The sequence below is a fragment of the Streptomyces sp. 142MFCol3.1 genome, assembly GCF_000424945.1.
Lineage (GTDB): Bacteria > Actinomycetota > Actinomycetes > Streptomycetales > Streptomycetaceae > Streptomyces > Streptomyces siamensis.
The window spans coordinates 17558-44213 of record NZ_AUKV01000026.1; the positions used below are offsets into that span (position 1 = coordinate 17558).

21 protein-coding genes, 1 tRNA gene and 1 pseudogene are annotated in these 26656 nt (G+C 71.3%); 14 read left to right on the forward strand and 9 right to left on the reverse strand.

The window, feature by feature from the left end; all coding sequences use genetic code 11:
• Positions 1-36: 36 nt before the first annotated feature.
• The 7 genes from H305_RS0131990 (at position 37) to H305_RS0132020 (ending at position 8486) form a co-directional block, all read left to right on the forward strand.
• Positions 37-690, forward strand: coding sequence for an SCO family protein (locus tag H305_RS0131990; RefSeq protein WP_028804032.1), 654 nt, complete (start codon positions 37-39; stop codon positions 688-690).
• Positions 687-1169, forward strand: a complete 483-nt coding sequence (locus tag H305_RS0131995) for a copper chaperone PCu(A)C (RefSeq protein ID WP_051371179.1) — start codon at positions 687-689, stop codon at positions 1167-1169. The genes H305_RS0131990 and H305_RS0131995 overlap by 4 nt, the downstream gene beginning before the upstream one ends.
• Positions 1170-1182: 13 nt before the next feature.
• On the forward strand, positions 1183-3180 hold the full coding sequence (locus H305_RS0132000; protein ID WP_028804034.1) for a copper resistance CopC/CopD family protein: 1998 nt from the start codon (positions 1183-1185) through the stop codon (positions 3178-3180).
• Between the two features lie 8 nt (positions 3181-3188).
• Complete coding sequence (efeB, locus tag H305_RS0132005; RefSeq protein WP_028804035.1) at positions 3189-4469, forward strand: iron uptake transporter deferrochelatase/peroxidase subunit; 1281 nt, start codon at positions 3189-3191, stop codon at positions 4467-4469.
• Between the two features lie 145 nt (positions 4470-4614).
• Complete coding sequence (gene pheA / locus H305_RS0132010) at positions 4615-5547, forward strand: prephenate dehydratase (RefSeq protein WP_028804036.1); 933 nt, start codon at positions 4615-4617, stop codon at positions 5545-5547.
• A 777-nt stretch (positions 5548-6324) separates the two neighbouring features.
• Positions 6325-7602 carry a serine--tRNA ligase gene (serS, locus tag H305_RS0132015; RefSeq protein WP_028804037.1) on the forward strand — a complete coding sequence of 426 codons (1278 nt, stop codon included), beginning with the start codon at positions 6325-6327 and terminating at the stop codon, positions 7600-7602.
• Positions 7603-7706: 104 nt separating this feature from the next.
• Positions 7707-8486: an HAD family hydrolase gene (locus H305_RS0132020; protein WP_028804038.1), complete on the forward strand. Its 780-nt coding sequence runs from the start codon at positions 7707-7709 to the stop codon at positions 8484-8486.
• A 217-nt stretch (positions 8487-8703) separates the two neighbouring features.
• Here H305_RS0132020 and H305_RS0132025 read toward each other — a convergent pair.
• The 6 genes from H305_RS0132025 to H305_RS0132050 form a co-directional block, all read right to left on the reverse strand.
• Positions 8704-8788, reverse strand: a tRNA-Ser gene (locus H305_RS0132025).
• A gap of 450 nt (positions 8789-9238) precedes the next feature.
• On the reverse strand, positions 9239-9472 hold the full coding sequence (locus H305_RS0132030; protein ID WP_028804039.1) for a hypothetical protein: 234 nt from the start codon (positions 9470-9472) through the stop codon (positions 9239-9241).
• Between the two features lie 154 nt (positions 9473-9626).
• A complete protein-coding gene (locus H305_RS0132035; protein ID WP_028804040.1) occupies positions 9627-10346 on the reverse strand; it encodes an ABC transporter permease in 720 nt (239 codons plus the stop codon).
• A 10-nt stretch (positions 10347-10356) separates the two neighbouring features.
• On the reverse strand, positions 10357-11268 hold the full coding sequence (locus tag H305_RS0132040) for an ABC transporter ATP-binding protein (protein ID WP_028804041.1): 912 nt from the start codon (positions 11266-11268) through the stop codon (positions 10357-10359).
• A complete protein-coding gene (locus H305_RS0132045; protein WP_028804042.1) occupies positions 11265-12170 on the reverse strand; it encodes an ABC transporter permease subunit in 906 nt (301 codons plus the stop codon). Before H305_RS0132045 ends, H305_RS0132040 begins: the two co-directional genes overlap by 4 nt.
• Positions 12160-13122, reverse strand: a complete 963-nt coding sequence (locus tag H305_RS0132050) for an ABC transporter ATP-binding protein (RefSeq protein WP_028804043.1) — start codon at positions 13120-13122, stop codon at positions 12160-12162. The genes H305_RS0132045 and H305_RS0132050 overlap by 11 nt, the downstream gene beginning before the upstream one ends.
• Before the next feature lie 293 nt (positions 13123-13415).
• Between H305_RS0132050 and H305_RS0132055 the strand changes: the two genes are divergently transcribed.
• The 7 genes and pseudogenes from H305_RS0132055 (at position 13416) to H305_RS0132085 (ending at position 20111) form a co-directional block, all read left to right on the forward strand.
• Positions 13416-14279 carry a M24 family metallopeptidase gene (locus H305_RS0132055; protein ID WP_028804044.1) on the forward strand — a complete coding sequence of 288 codons (864 nt, stop codon included), beginning with the start codon at positions 13416-13418 and terminating at the stop codon, positions 14277-14279.
• The gene (locus tag H305_RS0132060) at positions 14276-16045 is read left to right on the forward strand and encodes an SDR family oxidoreductase (RefSeq protein ID WP_028804045.1); all 1770 of its coding nucleotides are present in this window, start codon (positions 14276-14278) and stop codon (positions 16043-16045) included. The genes H305_RS0132055 and H305_RS0132060 overlap by 4 nt, the downstream gene beginning before the upstream one ends.
• 65 nt (positions 16046-16110) lie before the next feature.
• Positions 16111-16308, forward strand: a pseudogene (locus tag H305_RS55175) (metal-dependent hydrolase); the annotation flags it as partial.
• Positions 16309-16353: 45 nt separating this feature from the next.
• A complete protein-coding gene (locus H305_RS0132070) occupies positions 16354-17298 on the forward strand; it encodes a MerR family transcriptional regulator (protein ID WP_028804047.1) in 945 nt (314 codons plus the stop codon).
• Positions 17299-17538: 240 nt separating this feature from the next.
• Positions 17539-18087, forward strand: coding sequence for an RNA 2'-phosphotransferase (locus tag H305_RS0132075; protein WP_028804048.1), 549 nt, complete (start codon positions 17539-17541; stop codon positions 18085-18087).
• Between the two features lie 147 nt (positions 18088-18234).
• Positions 18235-19137 carry an LLM class flavin-dependent oxidoreductase gene (locus tag H305_RS0132080; protein ID WP_028804049.1) on the forward strand — a complete coding sequence of 301 codons (903 nt, stop codon included), beginning with the start codon at positions 18235-18237 and terminating at the stop codon, positions 19135-19137.
• A 77-nt stretch (positions 19138-19214) separates the two neighbouring features.
• Positions 19215-20111 carry a Cof-type HAD-IIB family hydrolase gene (locus H305_RS0132085; RefSeq protein ID WP_078629355.1) on the forward strand — a complete coding sequence of 299 codons (897 nt, stop codon included), beginning with the start codon at positions 19215-19217 and terminating at the stop codon, positions 20109-20111.
• Here H305_RS0132085 and H305_RS0132090 read toward each other — a convergent pair.
• The 3 genes from H305_RS0132090 to cydD form a co-directional block, all read right to left on the reverse strand.
• Positions 20108-21151, reverse strand: coding sequence for a peptidoglycan DD-metalloendopeptidase family protein (locus tag H305_RS0132090; protein WP_028804051.1), 1044 nt, complete (start codon positions 21149-21151; stop codon positions 20108-20110). The genes H305_RS0132085 and H305_RS0132090 overlap by 4 nt on opposite strands.
• Before the next feature lie 118 nt (positions 21152-21269).
• Positions 21270-22988 (reverse strand): GAF domain-containing sensor histidine kinase, encoded by a 1719-nt coding sequence (locus H305_RS0132095; RefSeq protein WP_028804052.1) that lies wholly within the window; start codon positions 22986-22988, stop codon positions 21270-21272.
• A 42-nt stretch (positions 22989-23030) separates the two neighbouring features.
• The gene (cydD, locus tag H305_RS0132100; protein ID WP_028804053.1) at positions 23031-26600 is read right to left on the reverse strand and encodes a thiol reductant ABC exporter subunit CydD; all 3570 of its coding nucleotides are present in this window, start codon (positions 26598-26600) and stop codon (positions 23031-23033) included.
• Positions 26601-26656: the final 56 nt, after the last annotated feature.

Genomic DNA, 26656 nt, shown 5'->3' on the forward strand with positions numbered 1-26656 from the left:
TGCGCGCCGGAGCGCACACATCTGGGACATTTTTCTATGCGCAAGAAGACGTATGCCGTGGCCGCCCTGTTCGCCGCCGCCACCCTGACCCTCTCCGCCTGCGGCAGCGGCGACGACGGCAACAAGCCCGTCGCCGACGTGTCCGCCGAGACCGGCTCCGCCAAGGCGGCGACGATCCTCGACAAGCCGTTCGAGAAGCCGGACCTCGTGCTCACCGACACGCACGGCAAGAAGTACGACCTGCGCGCGCAGACCAAGGGCCGGCCGACGCTCGTGTACTTCGGCTACACGCACTGCCCCGACGTCTGCCCGCTGACGATGAACAACCTGGCCGTCGCCAAGAAGCAGCTGCCCAAGGCCGAACAGGACAAGCTCCGCGTCGTGTTCGTCACCACCGACCCGGACCGCGACACCCCCGCCGCCCTCGGTAGCTGGCTCAAGGGCATCGACTCCGGCTTCGTCGGCCTCACCGGCGACTTCGCCACGATCCAGGCCGGCGCGCGCACCCTGGGCATCTCGATCGAGCCGACGTCGAAGGACAAGAACGGCAAGCTCGTCTCCGTGCACGGCACCCAGGTCGTCGCGTTCTCGCCGAAGACCGACGGCGGCTATGTGCTGTACGGCGAGGACGCCACCGTCGACGACTACACCAAGGACCTGCCCGAGCTCATCAAGGGGGAGAACCCGTGAGCCGTCCCGGCCGGGCCTCGCGTCCGCTCGCCGCCTGCGCGGTCCTCGTGGCCACCGCGGCCCCACTCGCGGGCTGCGGCTCGGACGGCGGCGGTTCCTCGGCGGGCAGGCCCGAGCTGAAGGTCACCGGCGCCTACATGCCCGCCCCGAGCATGGCCACCATGGCGGCCGGCTTCTTCACCGTCAGCAACTCCGGTGGCGCCGACACCCTGACCTCGGTCACCAGCAGCCTCTCGGACGACGTCACGCTGCACTCCACCCAGGGCGGGGCGATGAAGGAGGAGAAGTCGTTCGCCGTGCCCGCGAAAGGCACGCTGAACTTCGCGAGCGGCGGCAACCACCTCATGTTCGAGAAGCTCACCCGCAAGCCGGAGCAGGGCGAGAAGGTGGCCGTGGAACTCCACTTCGCCAAATCCGGCACAGTGAAGATATCCATGCCGGTGAAGTCAGCGACGTACACACCGAAGACCGGGCACTGAGGGAGCGACCACCTTGACCCAGACCATCGCCCCCCGTCTCCGGACCCTCCTGCTGCTGTTCCTCGCGGTCGCCGGCGCGCTCCTGGCCGGGGCCGCGCCCGCCTCCGCGCACGCCGCGCTGACCGGGAGCGACCCGAAGCAGGGGTCGGTGGTCGACCAGGCGCCCACCCAGGTGTCGCTCACCTTCTCCGAGAAGGTCGCGCTGTCCGACGGTTCTCTCCGCGTGCTCGACCCCAGGGGCAAGCGGGTCGACACCGGCCGGGCGGCCAACCTGAGCGGCACCACGTACGGCGTGAAGCTGCACTCGGGACTGCCCGACGGCACCTTCACGGTCACCTATCAGGTGGTGTCCGAGGACAGCCACCCCGTCTCCGGGGCCTTCACCTTCTCCGTCGGCGCGCCTTCGCAGACCTCCGTCGCCCTGTCCGACCAGGGCGCGGGCGGCGGAACCGTCGGCGTGCTCTACGGCATCGCGCGATACGTCTCCTACGCGGGCTTCGTCCTCCTGGCCGGCGGAGCCGCCTTCGTGCTGACCTGCTGGCAGCGCGGCGCCGGCGTCCGGCCGGTCCAGCGGCTCGTCGTCACCGGCTGGCTCGCCCTCACCGGCGCCACGCTCGCGCTGCTGCTCCTGCGCGGTTCGTACGTCGGCTCCGGCAAGATCGGCGACATCTTCGACCTGACCCTGCTGGGTCAGGTGCTCCAGACCAAGTCGGGCGCCGCCCTGGTGTCCCGGCTGCTGCTGCTCGCCGCCGCGGCGCTGTTCGTCGCGGTGCTCTTCGGGGCGTACGTCAAGCGGGACGAGCCCGAGGCCCGGGCGTCCGACGCGGCCGACGGGACTGACGGGACTGACGGGACCAGCGGGGGCGACGACGAGGTCACCGTGGCGGCCGCCCGGGCGGCCGAGGCCGCGGACAGAGCCGCCGAGAAGAAGGACCTCACCTTCGGCTTCGCGATCGGCGGCACCGTCGTCGCGGCGGGCCTGGCCGCGACCTGGGCGATGGCCGAGCACGCCTCGACCGGTCTTCAGCCCGGTATCGCCATGCCCGTCGACGTCCTGCACCTGCTGGCCGTCGCCGCGTGGCTCGGCGGGCTGTCGGCCCTGCTGACGGCACTGTTCAGGGCTCCGGCCGAGGACGCGATCGAGACGGCGGCCGTGCGCCGCTTCTCCCGCCTCGCGTTCGGCGCCGTCGTCACCCTGGTCGCCACCGGGATCTATCAGTCCTGGCGCCAGCTCGGGTCGTGGTCCGCGTTCACCGGCACGAGGTACGGGCAACTGCTGCTCGTCAAGATCGCTCTGGTGGCGGTCCTCGTCGGCATCGCATGGATCTCACGCCGCTGGACCGGCCGGCTGTCCGAGGCGCCGGCCTCGAAGGAACGAGGCTCCGCGGCCGAGGATGTGGCCGGACAGCGCGAGGAGACCCGGGAGACGGTCCCGGCGGACTCCCGGCGTGCCGCGCAGCTCGCCCGGCAGCGGGCGGCCGTGGCCACCGCGCGCGACAAGCGTCTCCGCCACGCCGATCCGCACCGCTCGGGTCTGCGCCGCTCGGTGCTCGCGGAGGCGGGTGTCGCCGTCGCCCTGCTCGCGGTCACGACCGTGCTGACCTCCACCGAGCCCGGGCGTACAGAAGAGGCAGCCCAGCAGGCCACCGCTTCCGCGTCCCAGCGCTCGGGCCCGCTGTCCCTGAAGGTCCCGTTCGACACCGGCGGCGAGGACGGCAAGGGCACCGTGGAGCTCACCCTCGACCCGGCCCGCGTCGGCGGCAACGAGATGCACGTCTTCGTGGAGCGGCCCAACGGCAAGGCCTTCGACGTCCCCGAGGTGAAGGTCGCCTTCACCCTCGCCGCGAAGGACATCGGCCCACTGCCCGTGACCCCCGACCGCATCGCCACCGGACACTGGTCGGCGAGCGGAGTACAGATCCCCATGGCGGGCGACTGGAAGATCGCGGTGACCGTGCGCACCTCCGACATCGACCAGGCGACCGTGAACAAGAACGCGCAGATCGGCTGAACCCCACCATGCCCGACCAGTCCACTCCCGACGCCGTCTCCTCGCCCGAGGCCGCCGCCAAGGGCGGCTTCTCGCGGCGCCGGCTGCTCGGCACCGCCGGCGCCACCGGTCTCGCCCTGGGCGCGACCGGGGGCGCCGCAGGATACGCGGCCGCTCCGAGCGCCGAGAAGGGCGCGCCGGCCGCGCCGCTGACCTCGCTCGGCTCGGACGTGGTGATGTTTCACGGGAAACATCAGCCGGGCATCACGACCGCCCTCCAGGCACGCGGTCACCTCGTCGCCTTCGACCTGGCGGCGGGCGCGGGCCGCAAGGAGGCCGCCGCGCTGCTCCGCCGCTGGTCGGCGACCGCCCAGCGGCTGATGGCCGGTGAGCCGGCCGCCCAGGACGACACGGACGTCGCACGCGACGCCGGCCCTTCCTCCCTGACGGTCACCTTCGGCTTCGGCCACAGCTTCTTCGCGCGTACGGGCCTGGAGAAGCAGCGGCCGGTGGCGCTCGACCCGCTGCCCGACTTCTCCTCCGACCATCTCGACAAGGCGCGCAGCAACGGCGACCTGTGGGTGCAGATCGGAGCGAACGACGCCCTGGTCGCCTTTCACGCCCTGCGCGCCGTCCAGAAGGACGCGGGCAGCGCGGCCCGGGTGCGCTGGCAGATGAACGGTTTCAACCGCTCACCCGGCGCGACCGGTCGGCCCATGACGGCCCGCAACCTGATGGGGCAGATCGACGGCACCCGCAACCCGAAGCCGTCCGAGTCGGACTTCGACCGGCGCGTCTTCGTGCCCGCCGCGGGGGAGCCGGCCTGGATGGCGAACGGCTCCTACGCCGTCGTCCGCCGTATCCGCATGCTCCTCGACGACTGGGAGAAGCTCTCTCCCGCGGCCCAGGAGGACGTCATCGGGCGGAAGAAGGCCACCGGCGCCCCGCTCGGCGGCGGCACCGAGAACACGCCGATGGACCTGGACAAGACCGACGCCGACGGCAATCTCGTCGTCCCGATCAACGCGCACGCCAGGATCACCCGGCCCGACCAGAACGGCGGTGCCGCGATGCTGCGGCGCCCGTTCTCCTTCCACGACGGCATCGACACGGACGGGGTGCCCGACGCGGGCCTGCTCTTCGTCTGCTGGCAGGCCGATCCGCTGCGCGGCTTCGTGCCCGTCCAGCGCAAGCTCGACCGCGGTGACGCGCTCTCCACCTTCGTCCGCCACGAGTCGAGCGGCCTGTTCGCGGTGCCCGGCGGGGCGGCGACGGGCGAGTACGTGGGGCAGCGCCTGCTGGAAGGCTGACCCGCCCCGGCCCGCCCCGGATCGCCCCTGGGGGTCCCCGAACACCTCTGGGGGTGGCCGATCTCCCCTGGGGGGCCGATCACCTCTGGGGGTCCCGTTTCGACACGCGTCGTCCTGGTTGTTCGAGGCCCATTAGGGTGAGGTCATGCCAGCCAGCTACGCGTATCTCGGTCCCGAAGGCACCTTCACCGAAGTCGCCCTGCGCACGCTCCCGGAGGCCGCCACCCGGGAACTGGTCCCGGTGGTGTCGGTTCCCGCCGCGCTGGACGCCGTCCGCAACGGCGAGGCCGAGGCCGCCTTCGTCCCCATCGAGAACTCGGTGGAGGGCGGCATCACCACGACCCTCGACGAGCTGGTCGCGGGCGCCCCGCTGATGATCTACCGCGAGGTGCTGCTGTCGATCACCTTCGCGCTGCTGGTCAGGCCCGGCACGAAGCTGTCGGAGATCAAGACGGTCACCGCGCACCCCGCCGCACAGCCACAGGTGCGCAACTGGCTCAGGACGCACCTGCCCGACGCCCTGTGGGAGTCCGCCGCGTCGAACGCCGACGGTGCGCGCCTGGTCCAGGAGGGCAGGTACGACGCGGCCTTCGCGGGCGAGTTCGCGGCGGCCAAGTACGGCCTGGAGCCGCTGGAGTCCGGCATCCACGACGCGGAGAACGCGCAGACACGCTTCGTGCTGGTGGGCAGGCCCGCCCGGCCCGCCGCACCGACCGGCGCGGACAAGACGTCCGTGGTCATCTGGCAGCGCGACGACCACCCCGGCGCCCTGCTGGAGCTCCTCCAGGAGTTCGCGGTGCGCGGCGTCAACCTGATGCTGCTGCAGTCCCGGCCGACCGGCGAGGGCATCGGCAACTACTGCTTCGCCATCGACGCCGAAGGCCACATCTCCGACCGGCGGGTGGGCGAGGCGCTGATGGGGCTCAAGCGTGTCTGCCCGCAGGTGCGCTTCCTCGGTTCGTACCCCCGGGCGGAAGTCGACCCCAAGGACGTGCGCGCACCCCGGGCCGGGACCTCGGACAGCGAATTCTCCGCCGCTTCCGACTGGCTGGCGCGCTGCCAGGACGGCCGCTTCTGAAAGGGGCCGTTCCGCGGGCGGCCGGGACGGGGAGCACGGGTCCGGGCCCGGGCAGCCGAAGGAGTGGGCCGATGTCGAAAATCGAATGGACTTCCCGAACACGCCGTGAACACTCCGTGCGGCGCATTTCCACCGGTTCGGTGCGCGGGAGCCGATCACCCCTGGCCGGCGGCCCGTCCCCCGCTGCCTGCCCACTCCCGGGGTCATCCCTGTCCACCGGCCCGTGCACCCTTGATCACTGGTCCTACCTGCAGATTTTCGTCATCCACAGACGTTATCCACAGGCGCGCTTCTCGACCTGGGGACAAGTCGACAACGAAATACTGCATCGTCGACAAATCGGCCTACAGGCCTCAACCTCTTCCACAGCCCCGCACGTCACCCTTCGTCCACCCTTTTCCATTGATCAACTCTATGGAGCGAATCATTTACACCCGAAAGTGCGTGTACGCAGGGTTTGAGCCGGGAATTCCTCGACCCGTGTCCACCCCTCCGAATGATCATTTCCGAAGTCCACAGATCTTCCGCACAGCCTGTGGATAACTCTGGAGGGCTGTGGATTCCTGTGGACAACCACGCACCAAGTCCCTGTCGGCACAGGGAAATCCGGTCAACCGACGGGCCGCCGCCTGCCCCCTTTCAGGGAGTACGACCCTTTTCCTTGACACCGACTCATGATCAAAAGATTCAGTCCGCCATTCCCCTCATAACGTGACAGAACCGGCGGGCCGGAATATCGAGTCGTTGGCCGGAACCGCGCACCGGTAGCCTTGAGGGGTGATTGACCTTCGCCTGCTCCGTGAGGACCCCGACCGTGTTCGCGCCTCCCAGCGCGCCCGTGGAGAGGACGTCGCCCTCGTCGACTCCCTCCTCTCCGCCGACGAGCGGCGCAGGTCGTCCGGCGTCCGCTTCGACGAGCTGCGTTCCGAGCAGAAGGCGCTCGGCAAGCTGATCCCCAAGGCCTCGGGCGACGAGAAGGCCGAGCTGCTGAAGAAGGCGGGTCAGCTCGCCGCCGACGTCAAGACGGCCGACGCCGAGCAGCACGAGGCCGACGAGGAGACCAAGCGGCTCCTCCTCCAGCTGGGCAACCTGGTGCACCCCGACGTCCCGGTCGGCGGCGAGGAGGACTTCGTCGTCCTGGAGACGCACGGCACCATCCGCGACTTCGGCGCCGAGGGCTTCGAGCCCAAGGACCACCTGGAGCTCGGCGAGGCGCTGGGCGCCATCGACGTCGAGCGCGGCGCCAAGGTGTCCGGCTCGCGCTTCTACTACCTGACCGGCGTCGGCGCGCTCCTGGAACTCGCCCTCGTCAACGCGGCGATCGCGCAGGCCACCGAGGCCGGCTTCACCCCGATGCTGACGCCCGCGCTGGTCCGCCCGCGCGCCATGGAGGGCACCGGCTTCCTCGGCCAGGCCGCGGAGAACGTGTACCACCTGGAGAAGGACGACTACTACCTGGTCGGCACCTCCGAGGTCCCGCTCGCGGCGTACCACATGGACGAGATCCTCGACGCCGACAAGCTGCCGCTGCGCTACGCCGGCTTCTCGCCGTGCTTCCGCCGCGAGGCCGGCACCTACGGCAAGGACACCCGCGGCATCTTCCGCGTGCACCAGTTCGACAAGGTCGAGATGTTCTCGTACGTCGACCCGGAGGACGCGGAGAACGAGCACAAGCGCCTCCTGGACTGGGAGAAGCAGTGGCTGACCGGTCTTGAGCTGCCGTTCCAGGTCATCGACGTGGCGTCGGGCGACCTCGGCGCGTCCGCCTCCCGCAAGTTCGACTGCGAGGCGTGGATCCCCACGCAGGGCAAGTACCGCGAGCTGACCTCGGCGTCGAACTGCGACGGCTTCCAGGCCCGCCGCCTGTCCGTCCGCATGCGCGACGGCAAGAAGGTCCAGCCGCTCGCCACGCTCAACGGCACGCTGTGCGCCGTCCCCCGCACGATCGTCGCGATCCTGGAGAACCACCAGCTCGCCGACGGCTCCGTCCGGGTGCCGGAGGTGCTGCGCCCGTACCTGGGCGGCCGTGAGGTCCTGGAGCCGATCTCCAAGTGACCGGCACATCTGGAGCGACCGGTTCGACCGCGCCGCACGGCTCGAGCGCGCCGTGGGCGTCGCACGAGCCGGACGGACCGAGCGGGTCGTTCCCGTACAAGCTCGTGGCGACCGACCTCGACGGCACGCTGCTGGGTGCCGACGAGACGGTCTCCCGGCGCACGCGTGAGGCGCTCGCCGCGGTGACCGCGGCGGGCGCGGCCCACATCGTCGTCACCGGACGTGCGGTGCCCTGGACCCGGCACATCCTCGACGACCTCGGCTACGAGAGCCTCGCGGTCTGCGGCCAGGGTGCGCAGGTGTACGACGCGGGGGAGCACCGGCTGCTCACGTCGGTGACGCTGGACCGGCAGCTGGCCGGTCTGGCGCTCGCCAAGATCGAGGCGGAGGTCGGACCGCTCCTGCTGGCCGCGAGCCGCGACGGGCTCGACGGCGAGGTCGTCGTGGGCCACGGCTACCGGGTGCAGGACGGCCCGCTGTCGACCGTGCCGATCAGGGACGCGGCGGACCTCTGGTCGGCTCCCCTGAACAAGGTGTACATCCAGCATCCGACGCTCTCCGACGACGAGCTCGCCGCCGTCGGCACGGAGGTCGCGGGCGGCCTGGTGAGCGTCACGATGGCGGGTGCCGGGATAGTGGAACTGCTGCCCCTCGGCCTCTCCAAGGCGACCGGGCTCTCCCTGGCGGCCCGTCGGCTCGGCATGAAGGCGGCCGACACGATCGCCTTCGGCGACATGCCCAACGACATTCCGATGTTCGCCTGGGCGGCGCACGGGGTGGCCATGTCCAACGCCCACGACGATCTCAAGGCCGTCGCGGACGAGGTGACGTTCTCGAACGAGGAGGACGGCATCGCGGTGGTCCTGGAACGCCTGCTGGGCTAGTCCCGACCTCGGTCCGGTCCCGGCTCCCGCCGGGCGCGGTGGGGTGGCTCCACGGAGCCATGAGCTGCGCGGCGGGGGGTGGGGCCTGCGCTGTCGAGCCCGGAGCCGCACGGCAGGGCGGGCGCTCACGGACGTCGGCCGGTCGGCGGGGGACGACGGCATCGGCAGTCGTGCCGGCCGTGACTCGACGGCATCAGCCGTGGCCGGTGCGTTCTTGCGGAGGATGCGCGGATCGAACGCGCGCGGGGAAGACCCCGACCACGGCTTAGCAAGCCGGTGCCTTACCTCTCGGCCAATCCTCCGGGTGGGCGGCCCGCGCGTGACGCGCGCTCGAAGCGGCCGCCCCGGGCAGCCCCCCGTGCGGGTGGGTTCGACGGAGGGTGACTACTCCGGAACCCGCCGCGGGCTGCCCTGTCGGGAGCTCGACGAACTGCTCCTGATGAACATCGTCGCGCTCCTCTCCCAGAACATGGCGCCGGCTAGATGCGGCGGCGTGGACACAACTACTGTGCCCCGGAGCCGATTTGGACGCCACCGAATAAATGTGAGGCTCGCACGCAGTGCCGGGTCCGCATTCCGTGCCGGGCTCCCGCTTCACGCCGGGTCGGCATCCCCTGCCGAGTACGCGTCTCACGCCGGGCTCGTGCCTCGCGCCAAGTGCGCGTCTCTCATGTTGGGTTCGCACCCAGTGCGGGGTCAGGGCCACCCGCCCCGGCGGCGCCCCGTACGCCGCGACCCTCGGAAGCAGCCGGTCAGCGGCGGCGCCACCTGCGCCGTCGCGCCTTGCTGAAGAACCATCCCGCGGGCGGCTCGTCGGACCGCCAGGGCTGCGGGTCGGGTCCTCCCTGGCGCCAGCGGGCGGCCAGCATACGGGCGCGGGCCGAGGGCTCGGCCGTATCCGCGGACCGTATGAAGTCCTCGTCCAGGACGAGGTCGTCCCAGACGTCCCCGGGTTCCCCGTCGCCTTTCAGTTCCTCAGCGGACATCCCCGTCCTCCTAGCAAACGCATCCCCTCAGCCCAGTGTGCCCGGACGCAGGTGAAGCCGATGTCAAGAAGAGGCCGCCCGGTGAAGGGGCGGCCTCGGCGGGGTTCCACGCGCGCGTGCACCGTGACGACCGGCACGCGCGCGTGGAACCCGCTCACTCCTCGCCGGCCAGCGTCAGCGACCGGAGCCGCTGTCCCGCGTACCAGGTGGCCAGCACGGTGACCGCGATCAGCAGCACCGTCGCGGTCGGCAGGCCCACGTCGGAGGTGACGAGGTCGCCGCCGGTGACCTTGTGGCCCACGGCGAGTGCCCACTGCTGGACGCTCAGCGTGCGCGCGCCGGACACCAGCGACCCGAAGAGGGCCTCCCAGACGAGGGCGTAGACGAGTCCGAAGACCACCGCGTGCCGGGTCACGGTCCCCAGGAGCAGGAACAGGGCGGCGTACGCGATCGATGCGACCAGCGCGGCGACGGTGTAGGCGACGGCGATCTGCTGGCCGTTGCCGTTCAGGATCAGGCCCGCTATGAACGTCGGCACCGCCGAGAACGCCATGGTGACGGCGATGGCGACGATCAGCTTGGTGAAGATGATCGTGGGCCGCTTGAGGGGCTTGGCCAGCAGATACACCACCGAGCCGTCGTCGATCTCGGGGCCGATCGCGCCGGTGCCCGCGATGACGCCGATGATCGGGACCATCGTCGCGAGGGCGAAACCGCCGAGCACGTCCGAGGCCACCTGGTCGTCGGCGCCGGTGAAGCCGCGCACGGCGGCGGAGATCACGATGAGCAGGACGGGCAGGGCGCACAGGATCAGGGCCCTGCGCCGGCCGAGCAGGCCACGGTAGGTGAGCCGGGCGACTGTGGGGTCGTACATCTTCGGCCTCCTACGCCGCGACGAGATACGAGAAGACGGACTCGAGGGACTCGTCGGACGGCGAGACCGTGAGCAGCCGGATGCCGTGCTCGCGCGCGACGCGCGGGAGCAGGGCGGTGAACCGGCCGAAGTCGACCGCCTGGATGCGCAACGCACCCTCGGCCAGGTCGACTTCGATGCCCGACGTCGACGGGTCGGCGATCAGCGCCGCGGCGAGCGCCCGGTCGTCGCTGGACCGGATCAGATAGCGGTGCGGGCGGTCGGTCATCAGGCGGCGGATGCGCCGGAAGTCGCCGCTCGCCGCGTGCCGTCCGGCGACGATCACCTCGATGTGCGCGGCGAGCTGCTCGACCTCTTCGAGGATGTGGGACGAGAACAGCACCGTGCGACCCTCGTCGCCCATGCGCCGCAGCAGGTCCATGAGCTGCATGCGCTGACGCGGGTCCATGCCGTTGAACGGCTCGTCGAGCAGCAGCAGCGACGGGTCGTGGACGAGCGCGGACGCCATCTTCACGCGCTGCCGCATGCCCTTGGAGTACGTCGAGATCTTGCGGTCCTGCGCGTACTCCATCTCGACCGTGGCGAGCGCGCGCTGGGCGGCCTTGTCGCCGAGGCCGTGCAACTCGGCGTTGGCGACGACGAATTCGCGGCCGGTGAGGAAGTCGTACATCGCCTCGCGCTCGGGGACGATGCCGATGTGCCGGTAGATCTGTTCGTTGCGCCAGACCTGCTCGCCGTCGAGGGTGACGGTGCCCGTGGAGGGGGCCAGGAAGCCGCCCATCATGTTGATGAGGGTGGACTTGCCCGCGCCGTTCGGGCCGAGCAGGCCGGTGACTCCGGGGCCGATCGTCATCGTGATGTCGTTGACCGCCACCACGTTGCCGAACCAGCGTGAGACGTGGTCGATGTTGAGGGTGGTCACAGCCCGACCTTTCGGTAGCGGCGCATCAGGAGGCCGTAGCAGCCGGAGATGAGCCCCAGGACGACGATGAGGTAGACGATGCCCTGCCCGGACGAGGGTCCTTCCCCTCCGGGGAAGGCGGAGGTGGCGCCCAGGAAGGCCGTCTGCACCCCGTCGATCAGCGTGATCGGCGAGAAGAGGCCGAGCCACGGGACGGCTCCGGTGCTGGACTGCTCGAAGGCGATGGCCTGGACGGTGGACACCGCCCCGTAGGAGATGGTCAGGGCGGCGATGACGGCAGCGATGCCGAAGCCGCGGCGCGGCGTGACCGCGGAGATCACCAGGCCGATCCCGGCGAAGAGCAGCGACAGCAGTGTCACGGAGACCAGCCCCTGTGCGAATCCCTTGGTCTGGTCGGCGAAGTCCAGCTTCGCCAGCAGCGCTCCCACGTAGAGCACGATCAGCGGCGCGGCGGTGAGGACGAACAGCGCCGAGGCCAGCGCCGCGTACTTGGCCCGCACGTAGTCCGCGGTCTCGATGGGGCGCGAGAAGTACAGCGGGACGGTCTTGAAACGCAGGTCGCGGGAGACGGCCTGCGGTCCCTGCGAGGCCACGTACAGACCGATCACGGCCTGCATGATGATCGCGTATCGCGTGTAGTCGACGGGCAGGTCCTTCGCCTTGGTGGCGACCGCGACCGCCACCATGATGAGGGCGGGGACGCACATCACGACGAACAACAGCATCGGCAGCACTTTGGACTTGACCGAGCGGCCGAGTCCGTAGGCACCGCGCAGGGACTGCGAGTACAGCGAGCGACGGGCGTACGCGCGGCCCAGCCGCGGTCCGTCGTAGTTGCGGTAGCCGATGTTGTGGATCCGGGTCTGCTCGGCCTCCCGGGCCGTGGGCTGCTCAACCGCCATGGCCGACCGCCTCCTTCCGCTGCTCGTCGCTGTCCTTGAAGACCTCCGCGATGTGGTGCCGGCGCTGCTCCATGCGGACCAGGCCGAGGCCGAGGTCGGCGACGACGTCGCGGACGAGGTCGTACGTCTCCTCGCTTTCGGCGGTCAGCAGCAGGATGTGCCCGGCGCCCGGCAGGCCGCTGCCGTCGTGGGTCTCGATCCCGCGCGCGTGCAGCGCGTCGCGCACCGTGCGGGTGCCGTCGGGGTGCTCGTCGGTGTCGGTGACCTCGATGGCGAGGGTCGTGGTGGTCTGGGTGAAGTCCGTGGTGGAGCTGGACCGCAGCAGCTTGCCGCCGTCGATGATGACGACGTGGTCGCAGGTGCGCTCCAGCTCGCCCAGGAGATGCGAGGTGACCAGGACCGAGATGCCGAAGTCGGTGTGGATCCGGCGGATCAGCCCGAGCATGTCGTCGCGGCCGACCGGGTCGAGGCCGTTGGTCGGCTCGTCGAGGAAGACCAGCTGGGGGTCGTGGACGAGGGCCTGCGCGAGCTTCACGCGCTGCTTCATGCCCGTCGAGTAGCCGCCGATGGGGCGGTAGCGCTCCTCGTACAGGCCGACGTGGCGCAGGGTGTCCGCGGTGCGCTCGCGGGCCGCTGTCGGCGGGAGGCCGGACATGCGGGCCATGTGGACGACGAACTCGGTGGCCGAGACGTCGGGCGGCAGGCAGTCGTGCTCGGGCATGTACCCGACCCGCTCACGGATGGCGGCGCCCTCGGTGGCGACGTCGAGTCCGAGCACTTCGGCGCGGCCCTCGGTGGCGGGGGACAGACCCAGCAGGATCTTGATCAGTGTGGACTTGCCGGCTCCATTGGCTCCGACGAGTCCGGTCACACCGGGCCCGACGTCCACGGAGAGCCGGTCAAGCGCGGTCACCCGGGGGAACCGCTTGCTCAGGCTTTCGGTCGCGATCACAGTCACGTTTCGAAGGTAGTGGCGCACGCCACAGCGGTCGTCAGACCACGGAGCTGGATCCGCGTCAGACTCCAGTCGTAGGGGCCCGTAGGGGTCCCCCTGAGGTCGAATGCCGTCCGTCGCCGTGGCCCGGCCGGGCCACCCGTCCGGGGGTGCCGGCCGTCCCCAAGGGGCCGGTCGTCCACAGGCACCGCACCCGGCTATTGACGCAGCCTCTAACTACTGTCACATTCGCCAGTGTCAAGTTACGGACACGTACCGCGGTCAGCGTGGACAGGGTGTGGGGCGGTGGCATGACGACGGCTGTGGCAGGCGAACTCTCCGCGGAGCCGCGCGGGTTCGGAGAGGAACTGCGCGGGTTCAAAGAGGTGCAGCGCCTCGCGTACGAGTGCGCGGAGGCGGTCGCGGCGCAACTGAAGCCCGGTGTGACGGAGCGCGAGGCGGCACGCATGCAGCGCGACTGGCTGCGCGAGCGCGGGGTGCGGGACTGGTTCCACCTGCCCTTCGCCTGGTTCGGCGACCGCACGGCGTTCGTCGGCTTCCGCGTCCCGCTCCAGTTCTTCCCGACCGACCGGCGACTGGAGCCGGGGATGCCCTTCATCCTGGACATGGCACCGGTCCACAAGGGCTTCACCGCCGACATCGGCTACTCGGGCTCCCTGGGCCCGAACCCCCTCCAGGACAAGCTGCTCGCCGACCTGGAGGCGCACCGCGAGCTCATCCTGCGCGAGGTGCGCGAGCGCCGCACGCTGCGCGAGATCTACGAGGACGTGGACCGGCTCATGGTCCGCCAGGGGTACGCCAATCGACACCGCGCGTACCCCTTCGGTGTGATCGCGCACAAGGTGAACCGGGTGAGGGAGCGTCCCTGGTCCCCCCGTCTGTTCGGTTTCGGCACCCAGTCCCTGAAGGGCCTGGCGAGCGACGCCCTGCGCGGGCACCGGGACGGCTGGTCGCCACTGTGGTCGCCGTACCGCTTCTCCGACCATCCGCCGCAGCCCGGGCTGTGGGCGGTCGAACCCCACCTCGGATTCCGGGGCACGGGCGCGAAGTTCGAGGAGATCCTGGTCGTCACCGACTCCAAGGACCCCGAGGCGAGTGCCTTCTGGCTGGACGACGATCTGCCGCACGTGCGGCGCTGGGCGGAGGACAAGTGAGTCTCGAAAGTGCGCGCGAGCGCTGGGTGCGGACGGGCGGGATCGAGCTGTGCGTCGCCGAGCTGGGCGACGACCGGCAGCCCACGGTGGTGCTCGTGCACGGATATCCGGACTCCAAGGAGGTGTGGTCCGAGGTCGCCGCAAGACTGGCCGACCGCTTCCACGTCGTGCTGTACGACGTGCGCGGGCACGGCAGGTCGTCGGCGCCGCAGCCGCTGCGCGGCGGGTTCACCCTGGAGAAGCTGACGGACGACTTCCTCGCGGTCGTGGACGCGGTGAGCCCGGACCGCCCTGTGCACCTGGTGGGGCACGACTGGGGCTCGGTGCAGTCCTGGGAGTTCGTCACAATCGCACGCACCGAGGGCCGGATCGCGTCCTTCACCTCGATGTCCGGTCCGTCCCTCGACCACTTCGGGCACTGGATCAAGCGGCGTGTGCGCCGGCCCACCCCCCGTCGGGTCGGTCAGCTCCTCGGCCAGGGCGCCAAGTCCTGGTACGTGTACATGCTGCACACTCCTGCGCTGCCCGAGCTGGCCTGGCGCGGCCCCCTCGGCAAGCGCTGGCCGAAGATGCTCGAGCGGTTCGAGAAGGTGCCCGCGGGCGACTACCCGACCTCGTCGCTGCCCTCGGACGCGGCGCACGGCGCATGGCTGTACCGCGACAACGTACGGCCCCGGCTGAGCAGGCCGCGCGCCGACGCCTACGCCCACGCGCCCGTGCAGCTGATCACGCCCCTGGGCGACGCGTTCCTCTCCGAGCGGCTCTACGACGACCTGGAGGAGTGGGCGCCCCGGCTGCTGCGCCGCACGCTGCCCGCCAAGCACTGGGTTCCGCGCACGCGGCCGGACCAGCTGGCCGCCTGGATCACCGAGTTCGTGACGGCCAACGAAGGCCGGGAGGGCGGACTGCCCGCGCAGGACACGGCGGCCACCGGCAAGTACGCGGACCGGTTCGGGGGCCGGCTCGTCCTGATCACCGGCGCGGGCAGCGGCATCGGACGGGCCACCGCCTTCGCGTTCGCCGAAGCCGGCGCGCGTGTGGTGGCCGTCGACCGGGACGCGGAGAGCGCCGCCCGCACGGCGGAGATGTCCCGGTTGATCGGCTCCCCCGAGGCCTGGGCGGAGACGGTCGACGTCTCCGACGAGCAGGCGATGGAGAAACTCGCCGAGAAGGTCGCCACGGAGTACGGCGTGGTGGACGTCCTGGTGAACAACGCGGGGATCGGGCTCTCCGGCTCCTTCTTCGACACGACGTCGGAGGACTGGAAGAAGGTCCTCGACGTCAATCTGTGGGGTGTGATCCACGGCTGCCGGCTCTTCGGGAAGCAGATGGCCGAGCGCGGCCAGGGCGGCCACATCGTCAACACCGCCTCGGCCGCGGCGTACCAGCCTTCGAAGGCGCTGCCCGCCTACAGCACCTCCAAGGCGGCCGTACTGATGCTCAGTGAGTGCCTGCGCGCGGAGCTGGCCGGGCGGGGGATCGGCGTCTCGGCGATCTGCCCCGGCTTCGTCAACACGAACATCACCTCGACCGCTCGTTTCGCCGGCGTCGACGCGGCGGAGGAGAAGCGGCGCCAGAAGAAGTCCGCCCGGCTGTACGGCCTGCGCAACTATCCGCCGGAGAAGGTCGCCGACGCGATCCTGCGCGCTGTCGCCCGCAACCAGGCCGTCGTCCCCGTCACCCCGGAGGCGCGCGGCGCCCACCTCATGTCCCGGTTCACCCCGAAGGCGCTGCGCGCGATCGCCCGCCTGGAGCCACCGCTGTGAGCACGGCGGAGCCCGCGGGAGTCCCCGAGCGCGGTGCGATCGCGCCGCGCCGGGTCTCCTTCGGCAGAGCTGTGCGCAAAGGGCTGTTGCCCACGTGGAAGGAGCTCGGCGCGGCCGTACCGCGCTGTCTGCGGCGGTCGTACCATCCGTCCCAGGAGGGGTCACTGCGCCGGGCCGTCGAACACCTGGCACTTTCGCCGGCGGCACGGACGGCAGCCGCGGCGATCGGGCGTGCGGCGATCGGGCGTGCGGCGACCGCGTAGCGACCGCCGGGCGACTGCGCCGGGCGACGCGGAAGGGCAGGGAGCATGAGCGACGAATCGGCCGGTGCCGCGTACCGGATCGAGGATCTGGCACACCTCAGCGGTGCCACGGTCCGGACGATCCGCGCCTATCAGGACCGCGGCCTGCTCCCCCGCCCCGAGCGGCGGGGCCGCGCCAACGTGTACGCGGACACCCATCTGGCCCGGCTGCGGCAGATCGCCGACCTCCTCGACCGCGGCTACACGCTGGCGTCCATCAAGGAGCTGCTGGAGGCCTGGGACACCGGCCGGGGCCTGGGCGGCGTCCTCGGTCTGGTCGCCGAGGTCGACGGGCCGTGGACCGACGAGGAGGCCGCGCGGATCTCGCGCGCCGAACTGGACGAGCGGTTCGGCGGAATCCCGGACGACGCGGCGGTGGCCGAGGCCCTGGAGCTGGGGGTGCTGGAGCGCATTCCCGGCGACGAGGACACGTACCTCGTCCCGAGCCCTCAAGAACTGGGTGTGGCAGTGGAGTTGCACGCGGCGGGCGTACCGCTGTCCGCGATCTCAGGTCACCTGCGGGAGTTGAGGGTTCAGGTCGAACATATCGCGGACCGTTTCATGGAGTTCACGACCGAGCATGTCTTCGCCCGCTATCTGGGGGAGCACCCGCCGAAGGACGCAGAGGCGGCCGAGGCGGCCTCTCTCGTGCGACGGCTGCGGCCTCTGGCGCAGCAGACGGTCGACGCCGAACTGGCCAGGGCCATGCGCCTGTTCGCGCACCGTCACCTGCGTGAGCAGCTGGGGGCCGGGCAGCCCCGGGAAAGAGCTGATGAGGTGCGTTCGGTGGAGATCCCCGCGGAGACAATGCGGGTCGTGGCGGGCCTGGTTGGTCCATCACAGGTGGCCGCCTTCGTCACCGCCGCGACCGAACGCGAGGTCCAGGCACGTGCCTTGGATCACCTGACGGCAAATCACGTCAAGTGCCGCATGATTGACCAATCCCCCTAAATCTTCATCACGTTGTCCACAGAATCTCCAAATCCCCTGTGGATAACAGGACTTGGTTGTGGATCAAACCTCCGGACCAAAATCAAATGCGTGATCAGCGTCTCGCCAGGCACTCTGGTGAACCCGACGGCACGAAGTACGGGTGGCGTACAGCTCGACCGCCGAGAGCCGCACACCCCCGCGAACGAGTGCCGGACGGAACATAGAACAAAGAGATCGAATGACAAGATGGATGTACGTATGGATGAAAGACGCACCGTAAGGGTGTCGAAGTACCTCTCGAAGCACCTGCGGCACCAGCCCGAGCGGATCGGGCTGACGCTCGGCGAGGGCGGCTGGGTCGAGATCGACACGCTGATCGCCGCGGCGGCCGCCCACGGCTTCCGCATCACGCGCGAGGAACTGGACCACGTCGTCGTCACGAACGACAAGCGGCGCTTCGCCGTCGAAGGCACCCGGATCCGCGCCAGCCAGGGCCACTCCGTGGAGGTCGACCTCGGACTGCCCCCCGCGACCCCTCCGGCGTACCTCTACCACGGGACCGTGGCATCCAGCCTGGACGCGATCCGTGCCGAGGGACTCAAGCCCATGAGGCGACACGACGTGCACCTCTCGCCCGACCGGGAGACCGCGACCCGTGTCGGTGCCCGCCGCGGCCGGCCGGTCGTCCTCTCCGTGGACGCCGCCGCCATGCACCGCGACGGCCACGTCTTCCACGTCAGCGCGAACGGCGTCTGGCTGACCCAGGCCGTACCCGCGCGCTACCTGCGCTTTCCGGCCCCGCACTGACGCCGCCGGCCGCCGTGGGGCAGCCGTGCCCCCAGGGCCCCACCGGCCCCACCGACGGCCCGGGGCAACCGTGCCCGCGGTCCCTGCGGCCCATGGACGATCACGCGGTGGCCGCGACCACCTTCCGGTTCCGCTTACGCTCGAAGCATGAGTCTGCGCCTCAGCACCGTGATCCTCCCGTACGTCCGCTGGCACGAGGGCGGGCGTTCCGCCTGGCAGCGCGCGGAGCAGCTCGGCTTCCACACCGCTTTCACCTACGACCACCTGTCGTGGCGGAGCTTCCGCGACGGCCCGTGGTTCGGTGCCGTGCCGACGCTCACCGCCGCGGCCGCCGTCACCGGCCGCATCCGCCTCGGCACGCTCGTCACCTCGCCGAACTTCCGGCACCCGGTGACCCTCGCCAAGGAACTCGTCTCCCTCGACGACATCTCGAACGGCCGGATCACCCTGGGCATCGGCGCGGGTGGCACCGGCTTCGACGCGACGGCGCTCGGCCAGGACCCGTGGACCCCGCGTGAGCGCGCCGACCGCTTCGGCGAGTTCGTGCCGCTGCTGGACCGCCTGCTCACCGAGGAGTCCGTCTCGTACGGCGGTGACTTCTACTCCGCGCACGAGGCGGTCAACATCCCGGGCTGTGTGCAGCGCCCCCGGCTGCCCTTCGCCGTGGCCGCCACGGGCCCGCGCGGCCTGAAGCTCGCCGCCCGGCACGGGCAGGCCTGGGTGACGACCGGCGACCCGAAGCTCTACGAGACGGGCACCCCCGAACAGTCGGTTCAGGCCATTCGCCGGCAGGTCGACAAACTGGCCGACACCTGCGCCGAGATCGGCCGGGACGTGTCCGGGCTCGACAAGATCCTGCTCACCGGATTCACCCCGGACAAGGGCCGTCCCCTGGAGTCCCTCGACGCGTTCGTCGACTTCGCCGGCCGGCACGCGGAGCTGGGCTTCACCGAGATCGTGATCCACTGGCCGATCCCCGACTCGGTCTTCGCCGCCGACGTGAAGGTCTTCGAGCAGATCGCCATGGAGGCCCTCGCCCAGCTGCCGTGAGGGCGACGGGATGTAAGGGCGCTGGTGAGGACGGTAACCACTCAACTGTGCGGACCGCCGCACGGCCGTGCGGGCATATGCGGGAGAATGACCGGGTGACCTCAGCGACTCGACGGCCCGAGACCCCGGCCTCCACCGTTCCGCCCCGGCTGATCGCCACGGATCTCGACGGCACCCTGTTGCGCGACGACAAGTCCGTGTCCGACCGTACGATCGCCGCCCTCGCCGCCGCCGAACAGGCCGGAGTCGAGGTCTTCTTCGTCACAGGCCGCCCGGCCCGCTGGATGGACGTCGTCAGCGACCACGTCCACGGGCACGGCCTCGCGATCTGCGGAAACGGCGCCGCCGTGGTCGACCTGCACGGCGGCCCCGGCGCCCACCGCTTCGTCAAGATCCGCGAACTGGCGCCCGGCGTCGCGCTCGACGTCGTCCGCCTCCTGCGTTCCGCGGCACCCGGCACCGTGTACGCCGTGGAGCGGACGTACGGCCTGCACCTCGAACCGGCCTACCCCTCGCTGCACATGGAGCCCCCGGAGATCGTCGCGCCCGCCGAGAAGCTCCTCGCCGCGGACGCCCTGGACGCCGATCAGCCGGTGCTCAAGGTGCTCGCCTACCACCCCGAGATGGACCCGGACGCCTTCCTCGCGGTCGCCCGCACGGCCATCGGCGAACGGGCCAACGTGACCCGGTCGAGCCCCAGCGCCCTCCTCGAGATCAGCGGCCCCGGCGTCTCCAAGGCCAGCACCCTCGCGCTGTGCTGTACCGAGCGGGGCATCTCCCCCGAGGAGGTCGTCGCCTTCGGCGACATGCCGAACGATGTCGAGATGCTCACCTGGGCAGGCCGTTCGTACGCGATGGGCAACGCCCACCCCGACGTCCTCGCGGCCGCCTCCGGCCGCACCGTCGCCAACAACGACGACGGAGTGGCCGTCGTGATCGAGCGGATTCTCGCCGAGCGGCTCGGCAACCTCTAGAGCTGGACCCCGTGCCGGGCCAGCCACGGCACGGGGTCGATCGCCGATCCCAGCTCGTCGCTGATCCGCACCTCGAAGTGCAGGTGTGGTCCCGTCGAGTTGCCGCTCGTGCCGGACTGCCCGATCAGCTGCCCGGTCGACACCCGGTCACCCTGGTCGACGGCCACGGCGGCGAGGTGCGCGTACTGCGTGCGGTAACCGCCGGGATGCCGGATCACGATCTCGATGCCGAAGGAACCCCCGCAGGAGACCTTCACCACCCGGCCCGCCCCGACCGACCGCACCGGCGTACCGATGGGCACCGCGAAGTCCTGCCCGGTATGGCGGTTCGCCCAGCGCTCACCACCGCTGCCGAAACGCGCGGAGAGACGGTACGAAGGCACCGGTGCGACCCACTTGCGCTCGCTGTGCGTCCGCGCCCCGTCGAGGTGGACGGCACCGCGGCAGGAGCCCGCCGCCACCGAGGCGTCCGCCCGGCTCTGCAGCGTCGACCGTGCCTCGTCGAGCTTCGCCGCGATGGTCCGCTTCATCGCGGCCAGTTCGCCGTTCCATTGGTCCAGCGCCTTCCGGGCGGACCGGGCCTTCGCTTCGTCGGCGGCGAGCCGGGCCTCGGCGCGACGGCTCTTGCCGACCGCGTTGCCCAAAGCCAGATCCGCGCGCCATGCGGCGGCCTGACCACGCATCAGCTCGTCGTCGCCGGCCGCCAGCAGCATCTGCGCGGAGTACGGGAGCCCGTCCCCCTCCCGGTACTGAGCGCGCGCGATCCGCCCCAGGTCCTCGCGCAGCACCGTGATCTCCCACCGCTCGCGCGCGAGAAGCCGCTCGGCCCGCTCCGCTCTGCCCCGCTGCGCGTCGGCCGCCTTGCGTCCCGCCTCGTACTCGCGCGACGCCGTGGCGGCCTCCTCGTACAGTCGCGCCACCCTGGCGCCGGCCTCGGAGCCGTCGTCCTCGCTCTCGGCCGTCGTGGGCCGGGACGCGAGAACCGCGAGTGCGCACAGCAGCACCGGCAGGAGCAGGGGACGGCGGCGGAGAAGGGGCATGACAGCGATCGTGGACCGCCTCGGTGGGCCCGGTCGCGTCCACGTCGTACAGCCGGGGGACCGCACGGCACGAATGGCCGCAAGGACTGGGCCGAACGGGGTGCGCGTGACGGACGTTTCAGTACGGAGCCTGCCATGTCACCGTCGTACCGGCACCGCCCTCGCCGATGCCCGATCCGTACGAGCTGTCGCCGCCCAGGGACTCGGCCCGCCGCGCGAGGTTCCGCAGCCCGCTGCGCCGGCCGCCCTCGGGGATGCCGACGCCGTCGTCGGCGACGCTGAGGCGCACGCCCCGCCGCCCGTCCGGCAGCCGCGCGGTCGCGTCGACCGTGACGTCGATCCGGGAAGCCCCGGAGTGGCGGAAGGCGTTGGACAGGGCCTCGCGCAGCGCGGCGATCAGGTTCTTGCAGGTGAGTTCGCCGACCGCGGTGTCGACGGGGCCGACGAAGCGGTGGCCGGGCTTGAAGCCCAGCGGCACGGCGGCCATGTTGATCTCGCGCAGGATCCGGGTGCGCAGTCCGGACGGCGGCTCCTCGGAACCCGGCTGAAGCGCGAAGACGGCCGTGCGGATCTCCTGGATGGTGACGTCGAGTTCGTCGACCACCCGTCCGACGCCCTCGCGCACCTCGGGCAGGGCCGACCTCCGCTGTGCGCTCTCCAGCATCATCCCGGTGCTGAACAGCCGCTGGATGACGAGATCGTGCAGATCCCGGGCGATCCGGTCGCGGTCCTCGAACACCGCGAGCCGCTCCCGGTCGCGCTGTGTCTCGGCCACCATCAGCGCGAGCGCGGCCTGCGAGGCGAACTGCGCCGCCAGGACCCGTTCGGTCCCGGTGAAGGGCCGCCCGTCCTCGGCACGGGGCAGGACGAGGGCCCCCAGCAGCCGGCCGTCGCTCTGCAACGGCAGCATCATGATCGGTCCGTAGCCGCGGGCGAGGTCCGTGATCATGCGCGGCTCGGTGGCGGCGTCCTCGACGAACACCGGCTTTCCGTCGAGGAGTTCGGCGACGATCTGGCTCTCCGGCGGGACTACCACGCCGAGCGCCTTCGACGGGTGGGCCGAGGAGACCGCGACGATCTCCAGACCACCCTCCACGGCGGGCACCATCACGATCCCTGCGGCCGAGCGGGCCAGCCGGCGGGCCTGTTCGGCGACCACCTGGAGCGCGTCCTCGGCGTCATCACCCGCCAGGAGCGCCGTGGTGACGGCCACCGAGCCGTCGATCCACCGCTCGCGCTGCTGGGCGGCCTCGTACAGCCTGGCGTTGCCGATGGCGATGCCCGCCTCCGCCGCCAGGACGCGGACCAGGTGGAGGTCGTAGTCGGTGAACGGACGGCCGTCCCGCTTCTCGGCCAGGTACAGATTGCCGAAGATCGCGCCCTGCACCCTGATCGGGACGCCCAGGAAGCTGCGCATCGGCGGGTGGTGTTCGGGGAGTCCGCCGGCGCGCACGTCGTCCGCCAGGTTCGTGAGCCGTACCGGATTCGGGTCCTGGATGAGCGCCCCGAGAAGACCGCTCTGCCCGTCGGGGAGGCGCCCGATCCGCCGGGCGGTGTCCTCGTCCATGCCGTAGTAGACGAAGTCCGCGAGCCCCTCCTCGTCCTCCGCCGCGACTCCCAGACCCGCGTAGCGGGCGTTCGTCAGCTCGGCCGCCGTCGCGCAGATCCGGTTGAGGGTGGCGTGCAGCTCAAGGCCCGAGCCGACCGATCTCAGGGCCTCCAGCAGTTGCGGCACCCGCGCGGTCAGCTCCTTGGACAGCCCGCGCAGGCCGCGGATCGTCCCGGCGGCCGCATCCGGGCTGCCGTCGGATGAGCGCGGGGCGGGAGCTGCCGACATGCCTTGAGCCTAATTAGTCCCCTTTGTGAGTGAAAGTCGGCTTCACGGGTGCGCGGCGGCGGTCAGGGGCCCGGCTCCGAGCAGCAGATCTCCCGCCGTCTCCCGTTCCACCATGTCCCGCAGCGGTCCTTCGGCGGCGGCCAGCCGAGCATACGGACCGCGCTGGACCACGCTTCCCTCCACGAGCACGATCACCTCGTCCACCGCGCCGAGGCCGGCCAGCCGGTGCGTGATCAGCAGTGTCGTACGTCCTTCGGTCGCGGCCAGCAGGTCCGCGGTGAGCGCGTCGGCCGTCGGGAGATCGAGGTGCTCCGCCGGCTCGTCGAGGACGAGCACGGGGAAGTCGGCGAGGAGCGCCCTCGCCAGCGCGAGCCGCTGGCGCTGACCGCCGGACAGCCGGGCTCCGTGCTCGCCGATCAGGGTGTCGAGGCCGTCGGGCAGGCCGTCCGCCCACTCCAGGAGCCGGGCCCGGGCGAGCGCGTCACGCAGTTCTGCCTCGTCGGCGTCCTTCCGGGCCAGCAGCAGGTTCTCGCGGACCGTGCTGTCGAAGAGGTGGGCGTCCTGGGCGCAGAGCCCGATCAGACGGCGTACGGCGTCCCCGTCCATCGCGGCGGCGTCCGTGCCGCCCAGCGTGCAGGCCCCCGCGCTTGCGTCCAGGAAGCGCAGCAGAACCTGCGCGAGCGTGGTCTTGCCGGACCCGGAGGGACCCACGACGGCGATGCGACGGCCCTGCTCGAGAGTCAGATCGACGTCGACGAGCGCGTCCCGGTCCTGTCCCTCGTGGCGCGCCCGCAGCCCCCGCACACGCAGCGGGAACGGCGACGCGGGCGCGGCGTGCGGCCGCTCCGGTTCGCGTACGGGCTCGGGGGCGTCCAGTACCTCGTACACGCGCTCCGCGCTCTTGCGCACCCGCTGCCGGTACTGGACGGAGAGGGGCAGCCCGAGGACGGCCTCGAACGCGGCCAGCGGGGTGAGCACGACGACGGCCATCGCGACACCGCTCAGGCGCCCGGCGGCGACCGCCTGCGCACCCGCGAGAGCCGTGGCCGCGACGGTCAGCCCGCATGCGAGCGCCGTCAGCCCGTCGCCGAGCGCGGTCGCGGTGGCGCCCCGGGAGGCAAGGCGGGTGAGTACGGCGTCGGCCCTGCGCGCCTCGGCGGTACGGGCGGGAAGCGCGCCCGCGACGGTCAACTCCGCCGTTCCCGTGAGCAGATCGGCCACCTTCGTCGCCAGGACACCCCGCGCGGGGGCGAGCCGCAGCTCGGCCCTCCGGGCGACGGCTCCCGTCACCAGGGGGACACCGACCCCGGCCGCGAGCAGCCCCAGAGCGAGGGCGGCACCGGCCTCCGGCAGCAGCCAAGCCGTGAAGCCGACGGAGGCGGCGGAGACGACCAGCGCGGCTCCGGCGGGCAGCAGCCAGCGCAGCCAGTAGTCCTGCAACGCGTCCACATCGGCGACGAGCCGCGACAGCAGATCGCCGCGCCGGGTCGTCCGCAGGCCGGCGGGCGCCAGGCGCTCGAGGCGCCGGTAGACGGCGACCCGTGTGTCGGCCAGCATCCGCAGCACCGCGTCGTGGGACACGAGCCGCTCCGCGTAACGGAAGACGGCCCGTCCGATGCCGAAGGCCCGCGTCGCCGTCACGGCCACCATCAGGTACAGCACGGGCGGCTGCTGGGACGCCCGCGAGATGAGCCAGCCGGACGTCGCCATCAGCCCGACGGCGCTTCCGAGCGCGAGGCTGGCGAGGAGCAGGGCCAGCACGAGCGGCCCGCGCCGGGGAGCGGCCATCGCGCGGACCCGCGCGAGCACACCGCCCCGCTTCGACGGGACCGTTCCGGAGGCGGACCCCTCGACCTCCGGTTCCACCTCGTGAAGCGGACGAGCACGGCCCGGCTCCTCGGAGCCGGGCACCGCGACGAGCGAAGCGGCGTCCGTCGAGCGGGACGCCGGGACGCGCGGTCCGCCGTCCGTGGAGCCGGCCGTCCCGGGCTCCAGACGCACCACCCGGTCGGCCACCCCGAGCAGCGCCGGCCGGTGCACCACGAGCAGGACCGTGCGCCCCACGGCGAGCCGCCGCACAGCCTCTACCACCTCTGCCTCCGTCGTCCCGTCCAGCGCGGCCGTCGGCTCGTCGAGGAGCAGCACGGGCCGGTCGGCGAGGAACGCGCGCGCGAGGGCGAGGCGTTGCCGCTGACCGGCCGACAACCCGGCACCGTCCTCGCCGAGGAGAGTGCCGGCGCCATCGGGCAGGGCATCGACGAAGCCGGCCGCGCCCGCGTCGGCAAGCGCCTGCCGCAGCGCCGCCTCGTCCGCGTCCGGCCGGGCCAGCCGTACGTTCTCGGCGATGGAACCGGCGTACAGGTGGGGACGCTGCGGCACCCAGGCGACCTGCGAGCGCCACTCGGCCAGGTCGGCCTCCGCGAGGTCGGTTCCTCCGATCCGCATGCGCCCCTCGTCGGGCTCCACGAATCCGAGAAGGACGTTCAGCAGCGTCGACTTGCCCACGCCGCTCGGTCCGACGAGAGCCACCGTCTCACCGGGTTCGACCGTGAAGGAGGCGTCCGAGACCGCGTTCGCCGAGCGCCCGGGGTACCGCACGGTCACGCCCTCGAAGCTGATCTCCCCCATCGCAACACGCAGCGCTCCGGAGGCCGGTGCCGGTGTCTCCAGGACGGCGAAGATCTCCTCCGCCGCCGCGAGCCCCTCGGCGGCGGCGTGGTACTGCGCGCCCACCTGCCGCAGCGGCAGATACGCCTCGGGCGCCAGGACCAGGATCACCAGCCCCACATAGAGGTCCATCTCGCCGTGGACGAGTCGCATGCCGATGGTCACGGCGACCAGAGCGACCGAGATGGTGGCGAGCAGCTCCAGAGCGAACGACGACAGGAAGGCGATCCGCAGCGTCCGCATGGTCGCCTGACGGTACTCTCCGGTGATCTTCCTGATCGACTCGGCCTGCGCCTTGGCCCGGCCGAACACCTTGAGCGTGGGCAGTCCCGCGACGACGTCCAGGAAGTGCCCGGACAGGCGGGACAGCATCGTCCACTGCCGGTCCATCTGGGTTCGCGTGGCCCAGCCGATCAGCACCATGAAGAGGGGGATCAGCGGCAGCGTGGCGACGATGATCGCCGCCGAGACCCAGTCCTCCGTGACGATGCGCGCCAGCACGGCCACCGGAACCACCACAGCGAGCCCCAGCTGCGGCAGATAGCGGGAGAAGTAGTCGTCGAGCGCGTCGACCCCTCGCGTGGCGAGGGCGATCAGCGACCCCGTCCGTTGACCGCTCAGCCACCCCGGACCGAGTTCCGCGGTCCGGTCCAGCAGTCGGCCCCGCAGCTCCGACTTGACCGCTGCGCTCGCCCGGTGGGCGGCTAGCTCGGTGAGCCAGGCCACCACCGCACGGCCGGCCGCGACCGCCACCAGCAGCACCAGGGGTGTGCGCAGTTCGGCGACCGGCAGGCCGCGCTGGAAGGCTCCGACCACGACCTCGGCGATGAGCATCGCTTGGGCGATGACCAGCGCCGCTCCGACGACACCCAGACCGACGACCGCCACGAGGAAGAGGCGGGTGGCCCGGGCGTACCGGAGCAGACGCGGATCGATTGGTTTCACGTGAAACACACCCTTGGGCTCATCAGGCACGTTTCACGTGAAACGTTCCTGAGGTC